The 21,627-nt window shown below is 67.4% G+C and carries 22 protein-coding genes and 1 pseudogene; 15 read left to right on the forward strand and 8 right to left on the reverse strand.

From position 1 onward, the window contains the following. Positions 1-88: 88 nt before the first annotated feature. Positions 89-1,273 (forward strand): acyl-CoA dehydrogenase family protein, encoded by a 1,185-nt coding sequence (locus VJ655_RS02840; RefSeq protein ID WP_324098040.1) that lies wholly within the window; start codon positions 89-91, stop codon positions 1,271-1,273. 122 nt (positions 1,274-1,395) lie between these two features. Further along, positions 1,396-3,852 (forward strand): TonB-dependent receptor, encoded by a 2,457-nt coding sequence (locus VJ655_RS02845; RefSeq protein WP_324098042.1) that lies wholly within the window; start codon positions 1,396-1,398, stop codon positions 3,850-3,852. A 106-nt stretch (positions 3,853-3,958) separates the two neighbouring features. Here the strand turns inward: VJ655_RS02845 and modB are convergent, their stop codons facing one another. Next, positions 3,959-4,633, reverse strand: coding sequence for a molybdate ABC transporter permease subunit (modB, locus tag VJ655_RS02850; protein WP_324098044.1), 675 nt, complete (start codon positions 4,631-4,633; stop codon positions 3,959-3,961). Positions 4,634-4,635: 2 nt separating this feature from the next. Continuing rightward, positions 4,636-5,394 carry a molybdate ABC transporter substrate-binding protein gene (gene modA, locus VJ655_RS02855; protein ID WP_324098046.1) on the reverse strand — a complete coding sequence of 253 codons (759 nt, stop codon included), beginning with the start codon at positions 5,392-5,394 and terminating at the stop codon, positions 4,636-4,638. A 69-nt stretch (positions 5,395-5,463) separates the two neighbouring features. Here modA and VJ655_RS02860 point away from each other — a divergent pair, with 69 nt between their 5' ends. Next, positions 5,464-6,234 carry a TOBE domain-containing protein gene (locus VJ655_RS02860; protein WP_324098048.1) on the forward strand — a complete coding sequence of 257 codons (771 nt, stop codon included), beginning with the start codon at positions 5,464-5,466 and terminating at the stop codon, positions 6,232-6,234. On the opposite strand, the gene VJ655_RS02865 is transcribed toward VJ655_RS02860, so the two are convergent. Next, positions 6,231-6,674, reverse strand: coding sequence for a MarR family transcriptional regulator (locus tag VJ655_RS02865; protein ID WP_324098050.1), 444 nt, complete (start codon positions 6,672-6,674; stop codon positions 6,231-6,233). The genes VJ655_RS02860 and VJ655_RS02865 overlap by 4 nt on opposite strands. 65 nt (positions 6,675-6,739) lie before the next feature. Between VJ655_RS02865 and VJ655_RS02870 the strand changes: the two genes are divergently transcribed. Together VJ655_RS02870 and VJ655_RS02875 are read left to right on the forward strand one after the other, a co-directional pair. Beyond that, positions 6,740-7,480: a thioredoxin family protein gene (locus VJ655_RS02870; RefSeq protein WP_324098052.1), complete on the forward strand. Its 741-nt coding sequence runs from the start codon at positions 6,740-6,742 to the stop codon at positions 7,478-7,480. A 106-nt stretch (positions 7,481-7,586) separates the two neighbouring features. Further along, complete coding sequence (locus tag VJ655_RS02875; protein WP_324098054.1) at positions 7,587-8,333, forward strand: VOC family protein; 747 nt, start codon at positions 7,587-7,589, stop codon at positions 8,331-8,333. Here VJ655_RS02875 and mtgA read toward each other — a convergent pair. Then, a complete protein-coding gene (gene mtgA, locus VJ655_RS02880; RefSeq protein ID WP_324098056.1) occupies positions 8,330-9,034 on the reverse strand; it encodes a monofunctional biosynthetic peptidoglycan transglycosylase in 705 nt (234 codons plus the stop codon). The genes VJ655_RS02875 and mtgA overlap by 4 nt on opposite strands. Positions 9,035-9,120: 86 nt before the next feature. Here mtgA and VJ655_RS02885 point away from each other — a divergent pair, with 86 nt between their 5' ends. After that, positions 9,121-9,783 (forward strand): nitroreductase, encoded by a 663-nt coding sequence (locus tag VJ655_RS02885; protein ID WP_324098058.1) that lies wholly within the window; start codon positions 9,121-9,123, stop codon positions 9,781-9,783. 26 nt (positions 9,784-9,809) lie between these two features. On the opposite strand, the gene VJ655_RS02890 is transcribed toward VJ655_RS02885, so the two are convergent. Continuing rightward, entirely contained in the window at positions 9,810-10,841 is a 1,032-nt protein-coding gene (locus VJ655_RS02890) for a WD40 repeat domain-containing protein (protein ID WP_324098080.1), read from the reverse strand. 238 nt (positions 10,842-11,079) lie between these two features. On the opposite strand from VJ655_RS02890, the gene VJ655_RS02895 reads away from it, so the two are divergent. After that, positions 11,080-11,526 (forward strand): biopolymer transporter ExbD, encoded by a 447-nt coding sequence (locus VJ655_RS02895; RefSeq protein WP_324098060.1) that lies wholly within the window; start codon positions 11,080-11,082, stop codon positions 11,524-11,526. A gap of 173 nt (positions 11,527-11,699) precedes the next feature. Further along, positions 11,700-12,521, forward strand: coding sequence for a hypothetical protein (locus VJ655_RS02900; protein WP_324098062.1), 822 nt, complete (start codon positions 11,700-11,702; stop codon positions 12,519-12,521). Between the two features lie 25 nt (positions 12,522-12,546). Here the strand turns inward: VJ655_RS02900 and VJ655_RS02905 are convergent, their stop codons facing one another. Together VJ655_RS02905 and VJ655_RS02910 are read right to left on the reverse strand one after the other, a co-directional pair. Beyond that, on the reverse strand, positions 12,547-13,653 hold the full coding sequence (locus VJ655_RS02905; protein WP_324098064.1) for a GTP-binding protein: 1,107 nt from the start codon (positions 13,651-13,653) through the stop codon (positions 12,547-12,549). Positions 13,654-13,702: 49 nt separating this feature from the next. Next, complete coding sequence (locus VJ655_RS02910) at positions 13,703-14,332, reverse strand: hypothetical protein (RefSeq protein WP_324098066.1); 630 nt, start codon at positions 14,330-14,332, stop codon at positions 13,703-13,705. 203 nt (positions 14,333-14,535) lie between these two features. Between VJ655_RS02910 and rplU the strand changes: the two genes are divergently transcribed. The 3 genes from rplU (at position 14,536) to VJ655_RS02925 (ending at position 16,130) form a co-directional block, all read left to right on the forward strand. Further along, complete coding sequence (gene rplU / locus VJ655_RS02915) at positions 14,536-15,111, forward strand: 50S ribosomal protein L21 (RefSeq protein WP_324098068.1); 576 nt, start codon at positions 14,536-14,538, stop codon at positions 15,109-15,111. 31 nt (positions 15,112-15,142) lie between these two features. Then, positions 15,143-15,412, forward strand: coding sequence for a 50S ribosomal protein L27 (gene rpmA, locus VJ655_RS02920; protein WP_291871980.1), 270 nt, complete (start codon positions 15,143-15,145; stop codon positions 15,410-15,412). Positions 15,413-15,596: 184 nt separating this feature from the next. Then, positions 15,597-16,130, forward strand: coding sequence for a GNAT family N-acetyltransferase (locus VJ655_RS02925; RefSeq protein ID WP_324098070.1), 534 nt, complete (start codon positions 15,597-15,599; stop codon positions 16,128-16,130). Between the two features lie 121 nt (positions 16,131-16,251). Here VJ655_RS02925 and VJ655_RS02930 read toward each other — a convergent pair whose 3' ends face one another. Further along, positions 16,252-17,211, reverse strand: a complete 960-nt coding sequence (locus tag VJ655_RS02930; RefSeq protein WP_324098072.1) for a hypothetical protein — start codon at positions 17,209-17,211, stop codon at positions 16,252-16,254. 194 nt (positions 17,212-17,405) lie between these two features. Here VJ655_RS02930 and obgE point away from each other — a divergent pair, with 194 nt between their 5' ends. From obgE to VJ655_RS02950, 4 genes and pseudogenes are all read left to right on the forward strand, one after another. Then, positions 17,406-18,470, forward strand: coding sequence for a GTPase ObgE (gene obgE / locus VJ655_RS02935; RefSeq protein WP_324098074.1), 1,065 nt, complete (start codon positions 17,406-17,408; stop codon positions 18,468-18,470). Continuing rightward, the gene (gene proB, locus VJ655_RS02940) at positions 18,467-19,600 is read left to right on the forward strand and encodes a glutamate 5-kinase (RefSeq protein WP_324098076.1); all 1,134 of its coding nucleotides are present in this window, start codon (positions 18,467-18,469) and stop codon (positions 19,598-19,600) included. The genes obgE and proB overlap by 4 nt, the downstream gene beginning before the upstream one ends. Before the next feature lie 174 nt (positions 19,601-19,774). After that, positions 19,775-21,304, forward strand: coding sequence for a UbiD family decarboxylase (locus VJ655_RS02945; protein WP_324098078.1), 1,530 nt, complete (start codon positions 19,775-19,777; stop codon positions 21,302-21,304). A 26-nt stretch (positions 21,305-21,330) separates the two neighbouring features. Beyond that, a pseudogene (locus VJ655_RS02950) lies at positions 21,331-21,627 on the forward strand (hypothetical protein); the annotation flags it as partial.

The following is a 21,627-nucleotide window of genomic DNA, read 5'->3' on the forward strand; positions in this document are numbered from 1 at the left end:
GCCGCCTTCCCTATCGGTTCCGATAGCTTGCGCCCCGCCCTCGACGCTTCGCAAGTTTCCCCGACGACGCGGACGGAAGGAAATCTCGGTGGATCTGGAACTGTCAGTCGACGACCTGGCCTTTCGCGACACGGTGCGGTCCTTTCTCGACGCGAACCTGACGCCGGAGCTGCGCGAGGCTGGCCGCCGCATGACCAGCGTCTTCTGCGAAAAGGTCCATAGCCTGGCCTGGCAGAAGATCCTGCACGCCAAGGGCTGGGCCGCCCCGACCTGGCCGGTGGAGTACGGCGGGCCGGGCTGGAGCGAGATCCAGCGCCACGTCTTCTTCGCCGAGTGCGCCCGGGCCGGCGCGCCGAACCTGGCGCCCATGGGCCTGCGCATGGTGGCCCCGGCGATCATGGCGTTCGGCAGTCTCGAGCAGAAGGCCCGCTACCTGCCGCGCATTCTCGCGGGCGAGGACTACTGGTGCCAGGGCTATTCCGAGCCCGGCTCGGGCTCCGACCTCGCCAGCCTGCGGATGAGCGCCGTGGCCGACGGCGACGACTATGTCCTGAACGGCTCGAAGATCTGGACCACCCACGCCCATTGGGCGACCCACATGTTCTGCCTGGTCCGCACCTCGACGGAGGGCAAGCCCCAGGCAGGCATCACCTTCCTGCTGATCGAGATGGACAGGCCGGGGATCAAGGTCGACCCGATCGTCACCCTGGCCGGCGAGCACGAGGTCAACCAGGTGTTTTTCGACGACGTCAGGACCCCCAGGGCCGACCGCCTGGGCGCGGAGAACCAGGGCTGGACCGTCGCCAAGCATCTCCTGGAGTTCGAACGCGGCGGCGGCTATGCGGCCGGACTGCACGCGGGGCTCGAACGCCTGCGCGACATGGCCCAGGCCGAGCACGTGCTGGACGATCCCCACTATCGCCGCCGGTTGGCCGAGGCGCAGATCGGCGCCCTGGCCATCGACATCACCGAGCGCCGGGTGCTCAGCGCCCTGGCGACCAGCGGCAAGCCCGGTCCGGCCTCCTCGATCCTGAAGGTCCAGGGTTCCGAGCAGCTTCAACGGCTGGACGAACTCTCGATCGACGCCCTCGCCGCCTACGTCGCCCCGCACCAGCCCAAGGCTCGCGAGGCCGGCTCGAACGAGACGCCTGTCGGCCCCGAGCACGGCCTGACCGCCATGGCCCGCTTTCTGAACAACCGCGCCGCCTCGATCTACGGCGGCTCAAACGAGATCCAGCGCGACATCATCGCCAAGCTGGTGCTGGGCCTGTAGCGCCGGGTTGTAACGGCGCCTCACCTATCATTTCCGATAGCTTGTTACGCGAGAGGGCCAACCGCACGCTCCCACTAGAGTTCGCGCCCAATGCAGGCGCGGCCAGAGGGAGGTAGAAACGGATGCCAGGACCTACGCGCCTGACCTTGACCCTGAGCGTGTCGGCGCTCGCCCTGCTGCTGGCGGCCCCCGCCATGGCGCGAAACCAGGGGCCGCAAACCCAAGCGCCCGCGCCCAAGCCGGAAGACAGCCTGACCATCGACACCCTGGTGGTGACGGCCCAGCGCCGCGAGGAGACCGCCAACAGCATCGGCATGCCGATCCAGGCGTTCAGCGGCGAGGCCCTGCAGCAGCTGCGGGTCACCGATCCCAAGGACCTGTCGGCCGTCGCTCCCAGCTTCACGGTCAGCCAGAGCTATCAGGGCGTGCCGACCTATACGCTGCGCGGCATCGGCTTCAACACCATCAACCTGTCGGCCACCTCGACCGTCGGCACCTATTGGGACGAGGTCGCCTACGCCTATCCGTTCATGAACACCGGCCCCGTGTTCGACCTTGAACGGGTCGAGGTGCTCAAGGGTCCGCAAGGCACGCTCTACGGCCGCAACACCACCGCTGGTCTGATCGACTTCGTGACCAACAAGCCGACCGAGCAGGTCGAGGGCTCGCTGACCGCCGAGGCCGGCAACTACAAGACCTACAATCTCGAAGGCGTCGTCAGCGGGCCGTTGGGCGACCGCGTCCAGGGCCGGGCGGCTTTCCGCATGGAAAACAGCGACAAGGGCTGGCAGGTCAGCAACACGCGCGGCGAGCGCCTGGGCAAGGTCAACCGCGACGGCTGGCGTCTGTCGCTGTCCATGCAGCCGACCGACACGGTCGAGGTCGAGGCGTCGTATTCCGGCTGGGCCAACAAGTCCGACACCGTCGCGGCCCAGGCCATCGGCTTCACGCCCGCCACGGCGGCCAGCCCGTTCAACGCGCCAGGCGTGGTCAACTATGTCGCCACTCACGCCCCGACCAAGGCCAGCCAGGCCGACTGGGCGCCGCTGTCCGTGCGCGGCGCCGATGTCGGCGTTGGCCTGGGCATCCGTGACCCGCTGCGCGAGAACGACCAGTTCCACGCCGGCAAGCTGAAGGTCGCCTGGAACGTCAGCGACAAGGTCACGCTGGTCTCGCTGTCCAGCTTCAACCGCTTGACCCGCAAGGGCGTGTTCGACTGGAGCGGCGCGCCCTACGAAATCCTGATCCAGAAGGCTCACGGCGACATCAAGTCGGCCGCCGAGGAGCTGCACCTGGAAGGCGCCACAGACAAGGGATCGTGGCTGGTCGGCGGCTATGTCGCCCGCGACAAGATCTACGACAGCAACCGCACCCTGCTCGGCCAGAACGCCAATGTCGGAACGATCCGCTATGTCGGCTCGACCCTCCTGGCATCGCCGTTCAACAGCTTCGGCTACACCGCCCTGCAGATGAGCCAGGCGTTCCGCACCTATGAGGACGTCGGCAACATCGAGACGAAGACCTGGAGCCTCTTCGCCAACGTCGACCATCGCCTGACCGACACGCTGAAACTGACCCTGGGCGCGCGCTACAGCCAGGATAAGCAGGACTATATCGGCTGCTCGCGCGACGCCGGCGGCTCGATGCTGGTCAATGTCAATGTCGTCAACCGGGCGCTGTTCTTCGCGGCCTATGGTCCCGTGGCGCCGATCGTCCAGGGCGGCTGCAACACCTTCGACCCGGCGACCAAGAGCTTCGGCTTCGTGAAGTCCAAGCTGGACGAGGACAACATCGCCTGGCGCGCGGCCCTGGACTGGCAGGCCTCGGAGAATGTCCTGGTGTTCGGCTCGATCTCGCGCGGGGCCAAGGCCGGGGCGACGCCAATCAACGCCGCCAACATCTCGACCCAGAACGCCCCCGCCCGTCAGGAAATGCTGACCGCCTACGAGGTCGGCGTGAAGGCCGGGCTGTTCGAGCGCCGCGTCCAGGCCAACCTCAGCGCCTTCTACTACGACTACACCGACAAGCAGCTGTCGGTGTACTTCGCCGACCCGATCTACACGGCCCTGTCGCGCCTGGCCAACGTGCCCAACGGCGAGGCCTATGGCGTCGACGGCGACATCACCTGGCGCGCCAGCCGGGCGCTGACCTTCATCGCCTCGGCCACCCTGCTGCACACCGAGGTCAAGGGCTATACGGGCATCAACGCCGCCGGCAAGCCGCAGAGCTTCGACGGCCGGCCGTTCCTCTATAGCCCGAAGTTCCAGGGCGGCCTGACGGCCCTGTTCCACCAGCCGGTCGGCGATGGGCTGGAGCTTAACGCGGCCCTGAACGGCCGGTGGCAGGACAAGTCCTACGCCGACCTGGAAGGCAATCCGCTGTTCGCGATCGACAGCTACGGCGTGCTGAACGCCAGCATCGGGATCGGCGCGCCCGACAAGGGCTGGGACCTGTCGATCTGGGGCCGCAACATCACCAACGAGTATTACTGGAGCGCGGTCAGCAGCAACGCCAACACCGTCGTCCGCTTCCCGGGCAAGCCGACCACCTACGGGGCGTCCCTGACCTGGAAGTTCTAGCCGTCCCAAGAGATCGCGCCGGCGTGATGGCCGCCGGCGCGCCTTTCCTCCCCGCCATCATGATCTCGGTTCCTGGGGCGCGGCGGCCAACGCCGCGCCCCCTTTTTTATGCGCGGGTCCGCAGCAGGATCTTCGAGCGCGACTCCAGCGCCAGCAGGGCGAACAGCACCACGAAGGCGAAGGCCATCACCAGCAGAGACAGGTGGTGGGCTTCTTTCCACTCCAGGGCCTCGACCAAGTGATACATCTCGGTCGACAGCACGGTGGTCTCGCCGGGAATGTTGCCGCCGATCATCATCACCACGCCGAATTCCCCGACCGTGTGGGCGAAGGCCAGGATGGTGGCGGCGATATAGCCCGGCATGGCCAGCGGCAGGGCTACGCGCCAGAAACCCTGCCAGCGCGAGGCGCCGAGGGTGGCGGCGGCCTCCAGTGGCTCGTCGCCCACCGCCAGGAACGCGTTGCGCAGCGGCTGGACGGCGAACGGCAGCGAATAGATCACCGAGCCGACGACAAGACCCTCGAAGGTGAAGGCCAAGGTCCGAATTCCGAACGGATGCAATAGAGCCAACAGCGGGCTCTTCGGCCCCATGGCGATCAGCAGATAGAAGCCCAGCACGGTCGGCGGCAGCACCAGCGGCAGGGCGATCAGGGCCACCACCACCGTCCGCAGGCTCGATTGCCCACGCGCCAGCCACCAAGCTATGGGTGTGGCTAGGATCAGCAGCAAAATCGTGGTTATCCCGGCCAGCTTCGCCGTCAGCCACAGAACGTCCGCCATGGTTAGCGATCCTCGTAGCCGTAGCGCTTGATGATCCCCTTGGCGTCGCTGCTCTTCAGGAATTTCAGGAACGCCTGGGCCGCCTCGTTATTGGCGCCGGTCTTCAGCAGGATCGCCTGCTGGTCGATCGGCGTGTGATTGCTGGCCGGCACGACCCAGCGCGAACCGCCTTGCTCATTGATCACCTGGGACAGCGCGACGAAGCCCAGCTCCGCCGCACCGGTTTCCACATACTGGTAGGCCTGGGTGATCGACGTGCCGGTGACGATCTTCGGCTTCAAGGCATCGTACAGCTTCAGCTTGGTCAGGGTCTCGACCGCCGCCTGGCCATAAGGCGCGGTGGCGGGGGCGGCGATGGAAAGCTTCTCGAACTTGCCCTTGAAGAGCACCGCGCCCTTCCCGTCCACTAGGCCGAGGGTCTTGCTGAACAGCACCAGCCGTCCGGTGGCGTAAGTGAAGCGCGAACCGGGGACGGCCAGCCCCTCGGCCTCGGCCTTCCGCGGGCGCTCGACGTCGGCCGACAGGAAAACCTCGTACGGCGCGCCATTGGCGATCTGGGTGTAAAACTGGCCCGACGAGCCGAAGCTCAAGATCGCGTCGTGGCCGGTCTTGGCCTTGAACTTCGCGGCGATGGCTTTGGCCGCCTCGGTGAAGTTAGCGGCCACCGCCACCTTGGTCTCGCCGGCCAGGGCCGCCGCGCCCGACGCCAGCGAGAGCGCGGCCGCCAGGGTGACGATCAGGATCGGACGACGGACGATCATCTGGTAATCCTCTTGGGCGCGATCGGTTATGCAGTCGGACTACATAACGATGAAATCGGGACACGACCAGTGAGCGGCAATGCGGACTTCAGCGCCTCCCTGATCCTCAAGCGCGGGGGTCTCGCCCGCGTGGGGCTGGAGCGCATCGCCTTGCTGGAGGCCGTCGCGCGCCTGGGTTCGATCAGCGCCGCGGCCAAGCAAGTCGGGCTCTCGTACAAGGGCGCTTGGGACGGGGTGCAGGCGCTCAACAACCTGTTCGACACGCCGCTGGTCAGCGCCGCGTCCGGCGGCAAGACCGGCGGGGCCGCCCAGGTCACGGCGCGAGGCCAGGCGGTGATCCGCGCCTTCCGCGCCGCCGAGCGCGAGATCGGCTCGGCCTTCTCGCGGCTGGAGGCGGGGCTCGAAGGCGACGCCGAGCTGCTGTGGAGCCTGGGGCTTCGCACCAGCGCCCGCAACGCCCTGCGCGGGACCGTGGCGGCGATCGAAGGCGACAGCGTGACGGCGACCGTAACCCTGTCGCTGGGCGAGAGCCTGTCCCTGCGCGCCTCGATCACCCGCCGCAGCGTCGAGGACCTGGGGCTTGCGCCCGGCCGCCCGGCTATCGCCCTGATCAAGTCCAGCTTCGTTCGGTTGGACGAGGGCGACGGCGACAACCGCCTGCTGGGCGAAATCATCGACCGCGAGGCGGGCGAAGCCTCGGCCGAGGCGACGATCGCCCTGGCTTCGGGGAAGAGCCTGGTGGCCACCTTGAGGCCGCAGGACCCCGCCTGGTCCCTGGCCCTAGGCGCCAAGGTCGAGGCGAGGATCGCCGCCTCCGACGTGATCCTGGCGGTGGACTAGGCGATCGCCCGTAGGCCCGCGCGCAGATCCTCGGCCCCGCCGTCCAGGTCGTCGTCGAGCTTGCCGTGCTCGCGGGTCCAGATCGGCAAGGCCTGGGCGAGCAGGGCGCGGCCGTCGGGGGTGAGGCTCAGCACCCGGGCGCGGCCGTCCTTCGGGTCGGGCGCCACGGTCAGCAGGCCGCGCCGCTCCAGCGGCTTCAGCGCCGCGGTCAGGGTGGTGCGGTCCATGGCCAGCAGGTTGGCGACGCCGCCCAAGCCCGCCGGCTCGGGCCGGTTCAGCGACATCAGCAGCGAAAACTGGCCGTTGGTCAGCCCCAGGGGACGAAGCGCCTCGTCGAACCGGCGGGCCAGGGCCCGGGCGGCGCGCTGGACGTGCAGGCACAGGCAGGTGTCGCGGACGTGGATCGTCGTTTCGAAGGGAATCGCGACCGGCTTTGACATGCCGAAATTATGTTGATATCAACGTTATTAGTCAAGCCGAAACTGCTCAGCTTACGGAGGACGTGATGTCGCATGCCGTGGTCTCCCGCGAAGACTGGCTCCAGGCCCGCCGGGCCCTGCTGATCAAGGAGAAGGCCCACACCCGAGCGCGCGACGCCCTGAACGCGGAGCGGCTGGCCCTGCCCTGGGTCAAGCTCGACAAGGACTACGTCTTCGACACCGAGACGGGCCGCAAGACCCTGGCGCAGCTGTTCGACGGCCGCGGCCAGCTGATGATCTATCATTTCATGCTGGGTCTGGACTGGGACGCGGGTTGTCCCGGCTGCTCGTTCATGGCCGACCATTTCGACGGCATGCTGGCGCACCTGAACCACCACGACGTCACCCTGGTCGCCGTCTCGCGCGCGCCGCTGCCGAAGGTTCAGGCCTACAAGCGCCGCATGGGCTGGCGCTTTCCTTGGGTGTCGTCGCACGACAGCGATTTCAACCACGATTTCCACGTCTCGTTCACGTCCGAAGAGCTGGCCGCCGAGACGGTGAACTACAACTTCACCGACCTGCCGGCCGCGCAAGGCCACGACGAGTTGCCCGGCTTGTCGGCCTTCTATCGCGACGCCGATGGACAAGTGTTCCACACCTATTCCTCCTACGCTCGCGGCCCCGAGGAGATGATTGGCACACTGATGATCCTCGACCGCGCGCCGCTCGGCCGCAAAGAGGGGGGCACGATGGGCTTCGTGCGCCGTCACGACGAGTACGAGGACGCCCCGGCCAAGTCCGCTTGCTGCGGCGACGCCGCGGCCTGACCCGATGATCCGGTCCTGGAACGCCTTCGTCGAAGCGGTGCCTGCGCCCGGCCCCTCCCCGTTCATCGCCCCGCAAGGCCCCCTTGCCCCACAAGGAAAGACGATCATGGCCAACGACTTCGTCTGGTTCGAACTGGTCACCCCCGACGCCAAGGCGGCCGGCGACTTCTACAAGGCGGTCATCGGCTGGGGTTCGGACATGTCCTCCGGTCCCGCCGGCCCGTACACGATCTTCAAGGCCGGCGAGATTCCGGTCGGCGGCATGCTGGAGATGCAGGGCGTTCCGCCCGGCTGGCTGGGCTATGTCGGGGTCGACGACGTGGACGCCTTCGCCGGCAAGGTTCAGGCCGCCGGCGGGACGATCCACAAGGCGGCGCAGGACATCCCTGGCGTCGGCCGGTTCTCCGTCGTCGCCGATCCGCAAGGCGCGGTGTTCGTGCTGTTCAGGGGATCGCTCGAGACGGCCCCGCCGCGCCCCGCGCCCATGTCTCCCGGCTCGCTGGGCTGGTCGGAACTTCACGCCGCCGACTGGGAGAAGGCGTTCGACTTCTATGCGCCGCTGTTCGGCTGGGTGAGGCACGACGCCGTACCAATGGGCGAGATGGGCGTCTACCAGACGTTCGGCCCGCCCAAGGCGGCGATCGGCGGCATGTTCAGCAACCATGCCCCCGCGCCGGGCCCCTACTGGCTCTATTACTTCGGAGTCGACGGGGTCGACTCGGCCGTCGAGCGCGTGAAGGCAAACGGCGGCGAGATCCTGATGGGCCCCGTCGAGGTTCCCGGCGGCGCCTTCGTGGTCAACGCCAAGGACCCGCAGGGCGCGGTCTTCGCCTTCCTGGGCATGCGCGGCTAGCTCACGCAGGCCTCGAGCCCATCGCGGCGCACCGCGCCCGAGGCCTTGCCGATCTTCTTCGTGCGCCTGGCGACGTACTTGCCCGGCTTGATCACCTTCCATTTCAGGGGGCTGGGCAGGATGGCGGCCAGGCGCGCGGACTGCGCCGGGGTCAGCTCGTCGGCGCCGACGCCGAAATAGCGCTGGGCGGCGGCCTCGGCGCCATAGATGCCCGGACCGAACTCGATGGAGTTCAGATAGACCTCCATGATCCGCTTCTTGCCCCACCCCACCTCGATCAGCACGGTGAACCAGGCCTCCAGTCCCTTGCGGACATAGGAGCGCCCCGGCCACAGGAAGACGTTCTTGGCGGTCTGCTGGCTGATCGTGGAGCCGCCGCGGATCTTCTTGCCCGCCTCGTTATTGGCGTAGGCCTTCTGCAGGGCGTTCAGGTCGAAGCCGTGGTGGTCGCAGAACCGCGCGTCCTCGGCGGCGATCAGGGCGCGCGGCAGGGCTGGCGAGACCTCGTCGATCGGCCGCCAGCGATGGTCCAGCCCCCGCCCCTCGACCATGCGGATCACCATCAGCGGCGTCACCGGCGGCGGCACGAAGCGATAGAGAATCACCGTCGCCACGGGTCCCGCCACGAGGATGATGAACAGAGCCAAGGCGAGGTTGCGCAGAAGCCGCCGCAAGGAACGTCCCCCAAAAAGTCCAGACATGCTTGTCTTTACGCTGCGGCGGGATGCTAGCCAGAGCGAAAGTCGCTGTCTCGGGCATAGCGGCGAGAACATCAAGGGAGCCTTCGATGGACGTGATCGACGCCGTCAACCGCCGCATGTCGGTGCGCGCCTTCAAGCCTGACCCGGTCGACGGCGCGCTGGTGCGCGAACTGCTCGAGGCCGCGGCCCGGGCGCCGTCCGGCGGCAATCTCCAGCCCTGGCGCGTGCAGGTCGTGGCGGGCGAGCCGCTGAAGGCCCTGACAACGACCATGCTGCAACGCGTGGCCTCGCCCGATCCGACCGAATACGACGTCTATCCCGCCAACCTATGGGAGCCGCTGCGCAGCCGCCGCTTCCAGGTCGGCGAGGACATGTACGGAGCGCTGGGCATTCCGCGCGAGGACAAGCTGCAACGTCTTCAGTGGTTCTCGACCAACGGCCAGGGCTTCGGCGCGCCCGTTCAGCTGTTCTTCTCGATCGACCGCCGTTGCGGGCCGCCACAGTGGAGTGACGTCGGCATGTTCATGCAGACCTTCATGCTGCTGGCCGTCGAGCGGGGCCTGGACACCTGCCCGCAGGAGTTCTGGTCGCACTACAACAAGGTCGTCGACGACCATGTCGGCCTGCCGGAACGCCACATGCTGTTCTCGGGCATGGCCCTGGGCTACCGCGACGAGACCGCCCCGGTGAACAACTTCCGCAGCCGCCGCGCCCCGTTCGAGGAGTGGGGCGAGCTGAAGGGGTTCTAATTCGCCGGGAAGATCGGACTAGCAGGTCACCCCGCGAACTGCCGCGGGCCGCTGATGTCGGGGATTTCCATCACCCCGGCCTCGCCGGCCTCGTCGCCCCAGGCCATCAGCTTGCCGTCGGCGCTGACCGACAGGGCGCTGATCGGCGCGCCCTTCTCGGCCTTCAGGGTCTCGATGCGGCCGTTGCGCATGTGAGCGGCCCAGATCTTGCCGTTGTCCTGGCCAGCCAGGCAGACCGGATGGGCGTCGATCCCGGCCACCCGCACGACCATCGAATCGCGGGAGAAACCGATCTCGGCGGCTTCCTTGCCCATCGGACCGCTGGCCCCGGCGAACGGCCAGATGACCGCGCCGTTGGCGCCGGCCGTCGCCAACAGGTTCCCTTTGTCGAAGAAGGCCAGGCTCTTGATCTTGGCCGGATAGCCGCCCATCCGCATGTCCTTGCCGTCCGACAGGCGCCAGCCGTGCAGCTGGTTCTCCTGCATCGACGAGATTAGGAACTTGCCGTCCGGGCTGAAGGCCACGGCGATGTGGCTGCCGGCCCATTTCAGCAATTGCGGCTTCTGGTCGGCGATGCGGGCGTACCAGAGAGAGGCCCCGCCATAGGTGGCGCTGGCCAAGCGCCGGCCCTTGGGCTCGAAGGCCAGGCCCGAGACCGTCTTCTCGTGCGCGAAGGTTCGAGCGAACGCCAGGTCGGCGGCGTCGCGGACATGGACCTCCTTGCCGGCGGTGAAAGCGATCAGACCCGAAGCGGCGCTGGTCGCGATGTGCTCGATCCACTTGCCCTTCAACTCGGCGATCAGGGAGGCGACGACTTCTCCCTTCTCGATTCGGCTCCAGACCACCCGGCCGTCATCGCCGCCGGTGACGATCCCCACGCCGCTGGGATGGACGGCCGCGGCCAGGACGGCGCCGCCCATCGGCCCGCCGTGAGCCTCGACGGTGACGAAGCCGTCCTGCGTCTGCAGGCGCACCGTGCCGTCGCCCAGGGCGAAAGCGGCCCGGCCGGAGCGGTCGAAAATGGCGTCGGTGACGAAGGCGTCGAAGGAAAAGATCATGCGCGCGAGATAAGGCAGAGGAGCCGTCACGGCCAGTCTCTTTCAAGCCGATGCGTTTCCGGGCGCATTTCGCGTCGGGCGCCCGTTCGAACGGCGTTCGGCGGAAAGTCGAAAAAAGGGGGTTGCTATTGCGCCGCGTCCTCGGGCTTTACTTCCGCGCCCGTCTGCGCCAGACGTGGCGAGGTAACGACATTTCAGGCGCGCGCGGGGCGCGTGGCCTTCTGGGAGACAGTCAGGCATGGCGGCTAAACTTGCTGGCGGCGGCGGTGGCCGTTATTCGCTGGGCCAGAATTCCGAAATCAACGTCACGCCCTTCGTGGACATTCTGTTGGTGCTGCTGATCATCTTCATGGTCGCCGTGCCGATGGCCGTGACGTCCATCAAGATCGACCTGCCGCCGGCGGTGCCGAACCCGACGCAGGAGAAGCCGAAGGAACCGGTCTTCATCTCGATCCAAAAGTCGGGCGCGATCTTCATCGCCGAAAAGCAAACCAGCCTCGACGGCCTGGAAGCTGATCTGAACGCCAAGTTCGAAGCGACCGGCCAAGCCGGCCCGAAGGACGAACAGCGCGTCATGATCCGCGCCGACGCCGACGTGCTGTACGCCGACTTCATGGGCGTGCTGAACCAGCTGCAGACGGCTGGCTGGTACAAGGTCGGCCTGATCAACGAGGACATCCACTAAGGATCCTCGGCGACAGCCAAGAAAATCGAACCCCCGCAGGGCTTGCCCGGCGGGGGTTTTTCTTTGGCGCCGAGACCTGGAAAAGAGATTCACGGCTTTGCCACATAGCTCAACCTTGGCTTGATTCTTGCTTGACCCGATCGCCGAACAGCACCGGCTCTTGGGAACGCATCATGACTTCAATCGCCAGCGGCGGCCTGACCCAGCAGCTATATCAGCGCCTGTTCGACCATCTGGACGTCGACAAGAGCGACGGTCTGTCCCTCGACGAGCTGAAGACCGCCGGACCCGACAGCCAAGACTACGCCTCGACGTTCAAGACGCTCGACGCCGACACGGACGGAAAAATCAGCCGGGCTGAAATGACCGGGTCGTCCGTCACCTTGTCGAACGACACGCTGTCGGCGCTCGTCGAAGCTCAGGCGGCGTCCAGGTCGCCAACCGCGCTCAAGGCCAGCAAGGGGACACTCCCCCTGTTGGAGGGAGCGCGGTCCGAGCAGGAGACGCAGGACATCACCGCCCTGTTCGCCCGCGCCGACGTGGACGGCGACGGCAAGCTTTCGGATTCGGAATGGGAGGCCGAAAAGGTTTTGCGCCGGGCGTCGAACCTCGATGCGGGCGCGATATCGGGTTCGGTCTTCATAGCCGTCGACGCCGATGGCGACGGATTGACCGGTACAGACGAGGTTCGGGCTGGTCGCCTGATCCCCCTCTCCCTGGTCGCATCCACGACGGGCGGCCCGGTCCCCGTCGCGGTGGCCGCCGAAAGGATCAAGACGCCTGAACAGTCTCAGACCGACCAGGCCCAACGCGCGTCCAACGGCGATGGACCCCACAAGATCCCCGACAGCCAGATCGCCGCCTATCGCTCAGCCGCCCAGACGGATTTCAGCGGCATGGCCATGTCCGAGACGCTGAGCGCCCGGCTGATCAGCCAGATCCTCGCGGGCCTTGAGTCCCAGAGCGACGGCTTGACCAGCCAGACTACGGCGTAACGGCGCCCGATCGTCGGACCAGGCGTTAAGCCGCCGTCGCCTCGAAGCCCTTGCGCAGTTCGGCCTCGTCCAGATCGCGGCCGATGAAGACCATGCGGCTGTAGCGCTTGTCCTTGTCGGTCCATTCGCGCTGGAAGTCGCCTTCCAGGATCATGTGCACCGCCTGGAAGACCAGGCGCTTGTTCTCGCCCTTGACGTCGATGATGCCCTTGGCGCGCAGGATGTCCGGACCGCGCTTGGCCAGCAGGTCGTTGAGCCAGGCGGTGATCTTCTGGCCGTCGACGGGCTTGTCCAGCGTCAGGGAGATCCCCTTGACGCCGTCATCGTGGATGTCGCTGGCATGGCCGTGATGATCGTGACCGCAGTGCTCGTCGTGCACATGGTCATGGTCGTGGTCATGATGGTGATGATCGTGGCCGCAATGCTCGTCGTGGACGTGGCCGGCCTCGCCATGGGCGGGGTTCAGGAATTCCGGCTCCAACTCGGTGATCCGCTCCAGGTCGAAGCTGTGCTTGCCCAGGATCGCCTCCAGCGGAACGTTCGAGCGCTGGGCGCGGTGGATCGGGGCCAACGGATTGATGCGGCGGATCCGAGCCTCGACGTGGCGCAAGTCGTCTTCCGAGACCAGGTCGGTCTTGTTCAGCACGATCTGGTCGGCGAAGGCGATCTGCTCGACCGCTTCCTTGGAGTCGGAAAGCCGCAGCAGGATGTGCTTGGCGTCGACCACGGCGGTCACCGAATCCAGCGCCGTGCGGGCCTTGACGTCCTCGTCGACGAAGAAGGTCTGGGCCACCGGGCCAGGATCGGCCAGGCCCGTGGTCTCGACGATGATGGCGTCGAAGCCGCCCTTGCGCTTCATAAGGCCCTGGAGAACCCGGATCAGGTCGCCGCGCACCGTGCAGCAGACGCAGCCGTTGTTCATCTCGAACACTTCCTCGTCCGCGCCGACCACGAGGTCGTTGTCGATGCCGACCTCGCCGAACTCGTTGACGATCACGGCGTAGCGTTTGCCGTGCTCCTCGGTGAGGATGCGGTTGAGCAGCGTGGTCTTGCCGGCGCCGAGATAGCCGGTCAGCACGGTGACGGGAATCTTGCCGGAAGCGGGGGAGGCCGAGGGAGAAGCTTGGGTCATGGAGCGCTATTTAGGCGCTCGGAGCCGCGAGCGGAACTCCCCCGCCGGCTTAGAGCTCCAGGAACGCCACGCCCAGGCCCATGGCGATCAGCGCCAGGCCCAGGATGGTCGATTCGTAACGGGCGATACGCTCAAGCCCAAGGCGCTTGACGCCGGCCAGGCTGAGCGTGGTGAACAGCAGCATGCCCGTGGCGGTGGCGGCCATCAGCACCGCGCTCAAGGCCATGAAGCCGGTCCAGCCGTGCTTCACCCCGGCCAGATAGATCGGCAGGAAGGCCTCGCAGGGCGATAGGGTCAGCAGCACGACCAGGGCGATGATCGCCGCCCGGTCGGAGGCGTAGCGCCGGGTCCGGACCTCGGCTTCGCCATGATCGTGGCGGCCACGCCATAGATAGAAGAGCCCCAACGCGCCCATCAGCCCGCCGACCGCCCATCCGAAGACCGCGCCCATGTGAGGCTGCACGGCCAGGCCGGCGCCGACCAGCACGAGACCCAGTAGGATGGTGAAGGCCACGTGGCCCAGTCCCGCCAGGGCGGTGATGCTCAGGGTCTTGCCCGCCGACCAGTGCTGTCCTCGTCCGACCAGCACGAAGGGCAGCCAATGGGTCGGCAGGGCCGCGTGCAGGAAGGCGACGGCGAAGCCGGTGGCGGCGATGGGAGCGAAGAGCGTCGGGTTCACCGAACGGCATATAGCGTGTTATAAAGTAACACGCCAGGAGGTTCTTGCGATCTTCTCGCGATTGCCGGGATGAGCGTCGGAATCCGCCGCGACGGCGTTGACTCCCGGGCTTTGGGCTGTATAAGTCGCGCCCTCTTCGCCCGCCGGGTTTCCGAGCGGGCGTTCCCTATTTTGCGAACGCACGTTTTTAAGGCGCTAAACCTATGTACGCGGTGATCAAAACCGGCGGCAAGCAGTACCGGGTTCAAGCCGGCGACCTGCTGGTGGTCGAAAAGCTCGAAGGTGAACCCGGCGCTGCCGTGGCCTTTGGCGAAGTCCTGATGCTTGGCGAAGGCGAGGCCGTGACGGTCGGCGCCCCCACCGTGGACGGCGCTGTCGTCTCCGGCACCCTGCTCGAAACCCGCAAGGGCGAGAAGGTGAAGATCTTCAAGAAGATCCGTCGCCAGGGTTATCGCCGCACCCGCGGTCATCGCCAGCTCGAATCCGTCGTGCGCGTCACGTCGGTCGCCGGCGCCGGCAAGGAAGCCAAGTGGGAAGGGTCGATCGACCTGACCCCGAAGGTCATCCTGAACGCCCGCGCTCGCGGCCTCGGCGACGCCGCCGTGCCGTTCACGGTCCCGGCCGCCATCGAAGCCACCCCGGTGGTGAAGAAGGCCTCGAAGGCCAGCCCGAAGGTCGAAGCCGCCGTCGTCGAACACGCCGACGCCGTCGCCGAAGCCCCGAAGAAAAAGGCCGCCCCTAAGAAGGCCGCCGCCAAGACGGAGGAAGGCGAAGCCTAACGGCGACGCCTTCTAAAGGTAGGAGAGCAAGATGGCTCACAAGAAATCAGGCGGCTCGTCCAGCAACGGTCGCGACTCAGAGTCGAAGCGCCTTGGCGTGAAGAAGTTCGGCGGCGAGAAGGTTCTCGCCGGCAACATCCTCGTGCGTCAGCGCGGCACGAAGTTCTATCCGGGCGCCAACGTCGGCATCGGCAAGGACCACACCCTCTTTGCGCTCGTGCAAGGCGCCGTGGGCTTCGTGACCAAGAAGCATAACCGTACGTACGTGACGGTGACCCCGGCCGCTCAACCGGCCGAGTAAGCACGACCCAGAGTTTTTCGGATCGTGCTTCTCAAGAAGAAGACGATCCGGACAGACGATCTCTAGCGGGGAGTCCGGAACGCCGGGCTCCCCGCTTTTGTTTTGTCTCGCCGCCGCAACGGATATCGCCACGGCGGCGTCACGGTTCCGCTTCAAGAGAACCGGAGAACCCTGGGAGGCGCCGATGTGCGTCATCGAAGAAAGACCCGTCATCGAGACCCAGCGGCTGACGCTGCGCGCTCCGGCCAAGGCCGACGTCGAGCGCGTGGCGGCCTTCTGCGTCGATCATGAGGTCGCGCGCATGACCACGCGCATGCCATCGCCCTATACCCGCGGCCACGCCGAGGACTTCGTCGCCCGCTGCGGGACCCAGGACCGCTCGCGCGACAACACCTTCGCCATCGACCTGGTGGGCGAGGGCCTGATCGGCGTGATCGGCATGTTCACCACCGCCGAGGGCCAGGTCGAGCTGGGCTACTGGGTCGGCCGGCCCTATTGGGGGCGCGGCTATGCGACCGAGGCGACCAGGGGCGCCCTGGACTGGGCCCGCACGGCCTGGCGCAAGCGCTACGTCACCGCCGGACATTTCGCCGACAACGACGCCTCGGGCCGGGTGCTGGTCAAGGCCGGCTTTCTCTACACGGGCGTCGTCGAGCACAAGCCCTCGATCGCCCGCGGGACGCTGGCGGCGACGCGGATGATGGTCTGGCTGGCGTAGTAATCCTCCCCCGCGCTGCGGGGGAGGTGGCCCAGCGGGCCGGAGGGGGCTAGCTGGAACAGGGCCGCATTAGCCCCCTCAGCCGCTTCGCGACAACTCCCCCGTGGCACGGGGGAGAATCTTAAGCCGCGCGGTGGGTGTGGATCACCTTTTGCGGGCCTTCGCGGAAGCGCTTCTCGGCCGTGGTGATCCGCTCGCACAGGGCGTCCAGGTCGCTGAGCAGCGAATAGGTGGCGTAGATGGGGATTTCCATCATCGCGACCTGCGCCCGAGGCATGAACTCCGTGTACTTCTTCCACGAATGGTGGCTGTCGCGGGCGTTCAGCGCGCGTTGGCCCAGCGGGTTCCACAGGTCCAGGTCGATCAGCTCATCGCGGCACTGCTTCATGACCGGCAGGGCGATGTAGAGGAACAGGAAGGTCGGGGTCGCGGCGCGGGCGAACTGCGGCTGCACCTGCAGGTGCCAGATGCGATAGGCCTCGAAGAAGCCGGCCTTGCGGACAGGGTCCGGCGGCAGCCAGGAGGCGTTCTCGTTGATCAGTTCGTTGGCGGCCGCCGAGCGCTTGACCAGTTCGTCGGCGGTGGTGCCGGCGGGCATGGTCTTGGACAGGGCGTTGACCGGGATGGCCAGCTTCTTGGCGACGTCGGTGTAGGCCACCTGCTTGCCGGCCATCGGCGTCCACTGGCCGAAGGAGGGAGCGCCCGGCGTTCCGGCGCGCCGGGTGGCGGCGGTCTTGTGCTGCAGCAGCTGTTCCTCGCGCTCCTTCTCGGCGCGCAGGCGATCGAATTCGGCTTCGTGGGCGGCCTGCTCCTCGGCGGTCATCCACCTGGCGCGGCCCGGCCCGTAGGTCCGCTCGTAGCGGTTCAGCAGGACGAGGGTGTGATCGGCGGACGGGCGAGCCCCGACCTCGCCGAGAAACGACTTGAACTCCCGCCATTGCGGCGCGACGCCAGTGCCCCGGCCGATCAAGATGTTGCGGTGAACGGAGGCTTCGGCGCTATACTTGCGATGAATATCCTGCGTGGACAGCTCCCGCAGGTCCTTCGCCAGAATCGGATCGCCTTCTACTTCGGTCGCCAAGGTCAGCCTCCCGCTCCGCCGCGGAAAAACGGCGGTTCGCAGCCATGACACTATGTCACATTAGGTGTTTTAACATTTCGTCACGACGCGGAACGCCGGCCGCGAGTTTCCAGAATTAACCACCGTGACCAAGCGCCACGGGCCAAGCGGGGTTTTGGCTCGACGCGCGGGACGCCTTGGGACAAAAGAGCCCCATGAAATTCTTGGACCAATGCAAGATCTACATCCGCTCCGGTAACGGCGGCGGCGGGTCGGTCTCGTTCCGCCGCGAGAAGTACATCGAGTACGGCGGCCCGGACGGCGGCGACGGCGGTCGCGGCGGCGACGTGTGGATCGAGGCCGTCGAAGGCCTGAACACCCTGATCGACTATCGCTACCAGCAGCACTTCAAGGCCGGCACGGGCGTGCACGGCATGGGCCGCGCGCGCCACGGCGCCGCCGGCGAGGACGTCGTCCTGAAGGTTCCCGTCGGCACCGAAGTGCTGGAGGAGGACAAGGAGACCCTGATCGTCGATCTCGACCACGCCGGCATGCGCGTGCTGCTGGCCAAGGGCGGCAACGGCGGCTGGGGCAACCTGCACTTCAAGGGCCCGGTCAACCAGGCGCCCAAATACGCCAACCCCGGCCAGGAGGGCGAGGAACGCTGGATCTGGCTGCGACTGAAACTGATCGCCGACGTCGGCCTGGTGGGCCTGCCCAACGCGGGCAAGTCGACCTTCCTGGCCGCCGCCAGCGCCGCCAAGCCCAAGATCGCCGACTATCCGTTCACCACCCTGACGCCGAACCTCGGCGTCGTGGATCTGTCGTCGAGCGAGCGCTTCGTGCTGGCCGACATTCCCGGCCTGATCGAGGGGGCCAGCGAAGGCGCAGGCCTGGGCACCCGGTTCCTGGGTCACGTCGAGCGCTCGGCGACCCTGATCCACCTGGTCGACGCCACCCAGGACGACGTGGCCGGCGCCTACCATACGATCCGGGCCGAGCTGGAAGCCTATGGCGACGAACTGGCCGACAAGGCCGAGATCCTGGCGCTGAACAAGATCGACGCCCTTGACGAGGAGACTCTCGCCGAGAAGGCCGCCGAGCTGGAAGCCGTGTCGGGCGTCAAGCCCTACCTGGTGTCAGGCGTTTCCGGCCAGGGCGTGAAGGAGCTGCTGCGCGCGGCCTACAGGCAGGTGCGGATCCGGCGCGGCGATCTGGAGGAAGAGATCCAGGAGGACGAGGACCACGTCGACGAGACCCCCGGGGGCTGGACGCCGTGAGCCAGGCCTCCCAGGGGGCTTTCCAGGCCGCCCGCCGCATCGTGTTCAAGGTCGGCTCGGCCCTGCTGGTCGACGACGAGACCGGCGCGGCCGACCGCGCCTGGCTTGAGGCCTTCTGCGCCGACGCCGCGGCCTTGCGCGCAGCCGGCAAGCAGGTGCTGGTGGTCTCGTCGGGCGCCGTCGCCCTGGGCCGCCGGCGTCTCGGCCTGTCTGGCCGCAAGGCGACCCTGCCGGAAAAGCAGGCCGCCGCCGCCGCCGGCCAGTCGCTGCTGATGCGGGCCTGGGAAGAGGCGTTCGAGCCGCACGGCGTCGGCGTCGCCCAGATCCTGCTGACCCGCGACGACACCGAGATGCGCCGCCGCTGGCTGAACGCGCGGGCCACGATCGAGACCCTGATGAGCCTGGGCGTGGCGCCCGTGGTCAACGAGAACGACACGGTCGTCACCGAGGAGATCCGCTACGGCGACAACGACCGCCTGGCCGCCCGCGTGGCCCAGATGGCCGGCGCGGACCTGCTGGTGCTGCTCTCCGACATCGACGGCCTCTACACCGCCGACCCGCGCAAGAACCCCAAGGCCGAGCACATCCCGTTGGTGACCGAGATCACCTCCGAGATCGCCGGCATGGCCGAGGGCGCCAACGCCGCGGCCGGGGTCGGCACCGGCGGCATGGCCACCAAGATCGCCGCCGCCCGCATCGCCCGCGCCGCCGGCTGCGCCACCCTGATCACCCTGGGTTCGCGCCCGCGCCCGCTGGCCGCCATCGCCGAGGGGGCGAAGGCCACCCTGATCGAGGCCGGCGCCAGCCCCACCGCCGCCTACAAGGCCTGGATCGCCGGTTCGCTGGCGCCCCAGGGCTGGGTGACGATCGACGCGGGTGCGGTCCGGGCGCTGGAGTCCGGCAAGAGCCTGCTGGCCGCCGGGGTCCGCGCCATCGAGGGCCCGTTCGACAAGGGCGACGCCGTCCGCGTGCGCGACGAGACCGGCCGCGAGGTCGCGCGCGGCCTCGTCCGCTATGACAGCGCCGACGCCCACCGCATCGCCGGCCTGCGCTCCGACGCCATCGAGGCCGAGCTCGGGTTCACCGAAGGTCCGATGATCCACGCGGATGATCTGGCGGTCGCTCAATAAGATCTGTCGTCCCGGACAAGCGCGTAGCGCGCCGATCCGGGACCGCCGAAAGCGCTGAGCCCGTTGCGGTCCCGGCTCTCCGCCACGCCGCGGCTGGGATGACAGGGATTTGTCGAAAACGGATTCAGTTCTCCGCACACCCGGTCTAGGTTCCGCCCGTTCCCAGGAGTCCCCATGGCCTACCGTTCCCTTCGCGAGTTCATCGACGTCCTGGAGGCCAAGGGCGAACTGGTGCGGGTCACCGAGCCCGTCTCGAGCGTCCTGGAAATGACCGAGATCCAGACCCGCCTGCTGGAGACCGGCGGTCCGGCGGTGCTGTTCGAGAACGTCCTGCTGCCCGACGGCTCGCGCTCGGCGATGCCGGCCCTGGCGAACCTGTTCGGCACGGTCAAGCGCGTGGCCATGGGCGTCACCCTGGGCGGCGAGCCGCGCGAGACGGCGGGCGAGCTGCGCGAGGTCGGCGAGCTGCTGGCCTTCCTGCGCCAGCCCCAGCCGCCCAAGGGGATCAAGGACGCCCTCGACATGCTGCCCCTGGCCAAGACGGTCATGAGCATGCGCCCCGGGACGGTGAAGAAGGCCCCCGTGCAGGAGGTCGTCCTGACCGGCGACCAGATCGATCTCACCAAGCTGCCGGTCCAGACCTGCTGGCCAGGCGAGCCTGCGCCGCTGATCACCTGGCCGCTGGTCGTCACCAAGGGCCCGGGCAAGGACCGCGAGGACGACTTCAATCTCGGCATCTACCGGATGCAGGTGCTGGGCAAGGACAAGTGCATCATGCGCTGGCTGGCCCACCGTGGCGGGGCCCAGCACTACGCCCGCCACAAGAAGGCGGGAAACAAGGAGCCCCTGCCCGCCTGCGCTGTGCTGGGCGCGGATCCCGGCACCATCCTGGCGGCCGTGACGCCGGTGCCCGACACCCTCTCGGAATACCAGTTCGCCGGCCTGCTGCGCGGGGCCAAGGTCGACCTCGTGCCCGCCAAGACCGTGCCGCTGATGGTGCCGGCCCACGCCGAGATCGTCATCGAGGGCCACGTCCTGCTGGACGAATATGCCGACGAGGGCCCCTACGGCGACCACACTGGCTACTACAACAGCGTCGAGAAGTTCCCGGTCTTCCAGGTGACGGCGATCACCATGAGGAAGGACCCGATCTACCTGACCACCTTCACCGGCCGGCCGCCGGACGAGCCCAGCGTGCTGGGCGAGGCGCTGAACGAGGTGTTCATCCCGCTGATCCGCCAGCAGTTCCCCGAGATCGTCGACTTCTGGCTGCCGCCCGAGGGCTGCAGCTACCGGATCGCCGTGGTGTCGATGAAGAAGGCCTATCCCGGCCACGCCAAGCGCGTGATGCTGGGTGTGTGGAGCTATCTGCGCCAGTTCATGTACACCAAGTGGGTGATCGTTGTGGACCACGACATCAACGCCCGCGACTGGAAGGACGTGATGTGGGCGATCAGCACCAAGATGGACCCCGCGCGGGACATCACGGTGATCGAGCACACGCCGATCGACTATCTCGACTTCGCCAGCCCCGAGAGCGGCCTCGGCTCGAAGATCGGCCTCGACGCCACCGACAAGTGGCCGCCCGAGACCAAGCGCGAGTGGGGCGAGGAGATCCGCATGGACCAGGCCGTGGTCGACGCCGTCAGCGAGAAATGGGCGCGCCTGGGTCTGCCCGGCGCCGGGACGCCGATCTGGAAATGATCTGACGCGGGGAAGCGGGGGCTTTCGTGGACGCATTCGAGTTCTTCTTCAGCTTCTACGGCCTGCTGCTGGGCTTCTCCGTGGCCGAGCTGGTCGGCGGCTTCGCGCGCTTGCTGCACGAGCGGCGCGCGGTGCGGTTCGGCGTGCTGACGCCGATGCTGGCGCTGTTCGTGGCCATCGATATCGCCAGCTTCTGGAACCAGGCCTGGGTGATCTTCCGCCCGGCGCCCTACAGCTATGCCCTGCTCATCCTGGGACTGGTCGTCGCCAGCATTTTCTACGTCGCCGCCACCCAGGTCTTCCCGCGCGACTACAAGGAGGGC

It is taken from the genome of Caulobacter sp. (assembly GCF_035254145.1).
Taxonomy (GTDB): domain Bacteria; phylum Pseudomonadota; class Alphaproteobacteria; order Caulobacterales; family Caulobacteraceae; genus Caulobacter.